Genomic DNA, 1,573 nt, shown 5'->3' with positions numbered 1-1,573 from the left:
GGCGGTTTTCTGTTGCCCGTCAGGCTCCCCCGCCCTGCTGGCGCCGTGCACCTGCGCGGCGCCACGCCCAACGCTTTCGGGTCCGCCACTGGCAGTCCGGAGAGGGGTCGGGAGCAGTTGGCGGCATAGCAGCTCTGCTTGCTCGTGCGGTTGTGCCGGGAGAGGCCGGCGCAGAACCGGGCCGCATCAGGGCGTGCCGTAAAGCCTTGTCATGTGCCGCCGGCCCGTGCCTAATTGCACGCAAACGGCCAAAGAAAATGGAACGCTCTCTTGTCGGACTCTCTTTCCCTGTCCCACCGCGAAATGGAGCTGGTGGACGCATTGCGCCGCCTGGGCGGATCTGCGCGCAGCGCCGAACTGGCCAAGATGCTGGATGTGTCCGAAGAAACCGTTCGCCGCACGATTAAGGCGCTGAACAAGGCCGGTGCCGTGCAACGTGTGCATGGCGGCGCGTTTCTGGCCGGTCCGCATAGCGCAACAAGTTTTGCGCGTCGGATTTCTGAGAACCAGAAGGAAAAGGCGCGGATTGCTGCACTGGCGGCTAGTTATGTGCGCGACGGGATGGCACTGTTCCTTGATGTCGGTTCCACCACAGCCTTTGTTGCTGAGGAATTGCGGCAGAAGTCGGATCTGACTGTGGTCACAAACGCGATTGGCGCGGCGCAGACCCTGGCAAATCACAATGGCAACCGGGTGCATTTTCTGGGTGGCGAAATGCAGAGTAATGAAAGGGGAACTTTCGGTTTTGTTGCCGAACAGCAGCTGCGCAGGTTCGCGCTTGACCTGGCAATCCTGTCTGCGGACGCGCTTTCGGCCAAGCAAGGCGTGCTTTACCACAGCGCAGATGAGGCTCAGCTGGCGCGTGTGGCCGCTGACTGCGCCCAAAAGGTTGCGGTCGTAATGGCGCACCCGAAGTTTGCGGAAACGGCTCCCCACTGCGGACCGGAGCCTCGCAGGATCTCTGTCTTGCTCAGCGATCAGGATCCCGGCAAGAAGCTGTCTGCTGTTTTAATCGGCTGGGGGGTGCGGACAGAAGTCGCCCAGTCCGGCAAGTCAGACTGAACCGGAAACCCGGTAAGAGACGCGCGCGAAGCGGCACACCCGCTGTTGCAGCGGAAGGAATTGCAGTTGCCGCCGGAGCCTGGCGGCACTAAGGCCATGCAGGGAGCGGTCGCGCTCCTGCAGACGGCTTCGAGCGGAAACTGACATGGCCATTTTAACCTTTCTGATCAGCCTTGCGGGAGCCACGATGCTGCTCTTGTATGCGGTTCGTATGGTGCGGACCGGGATTGAGCGCAGTTACGGGGCCTCGTTCCAGCGGCTGCTGACCGCGCGCCAAAGCCACCTTCAGGCGGGGCTGATGGGGCTGGTCCTGGCGATCGTGCTGCAAAGCTCGGCGGCGGTGGCGCTGCTCACATCGGGCTTTGCCGCCAGCGGTTATCTGGCCTTTCCCACCGGGCTGGCGATCGTGCTGGGCGGCGATCTCGGCTCGGCGCTGATCATCCAGATCCTGTCGTTCAAGCTCGACTGGCTGGTGCCGGTGCTCCTGGCTGCGGGCGGCTACCTGTTCGTC

2 protein-coding genes are annotated in these 1,573 nt (G+C 62.9%); both read left to right on the top strand.

What is annotated here, in order from left to right:
* Window positions 1-270: 270 nt before the first annotated feature.
* Window positions 271-1,062 carry a DeoR/GlpR family DNA-binding transcription regulator gene (locus RA26_RS21785; RefSeq protein ID WP_241482715.1) on the top strand — a complete coding sequence of 264 codons (792 nt, stop codon included), beginning with the start codon at window positions 271-273 and terminating at the stop codon, window positions 1,060-1,062.
* A 145-nt stretch (window positions 1,063-1,207) separates the two neighbouring features.
* A partial coding sequence (locus RA26_RS21780) for a Na/Pi symporter (protein ID WP_039180099.1) occupies window positions 1,208-1,573 on the top strand: 366 nt, incomplete at its 3' end.

The organism is Leisingera sp. ANG-M7 (assembly GCF_000813965.1).
Taxonomy (GTDB): Bacteria; Pseudomonadota; Alphaproteobacteria; order Rhodobacterales; family Rhodobacteraceae; genus Leisingera.
Note: the sequence above shows the minus strand (reverse complement) of the source record. Positions and strands in the feature narration are given on the sequence as shown.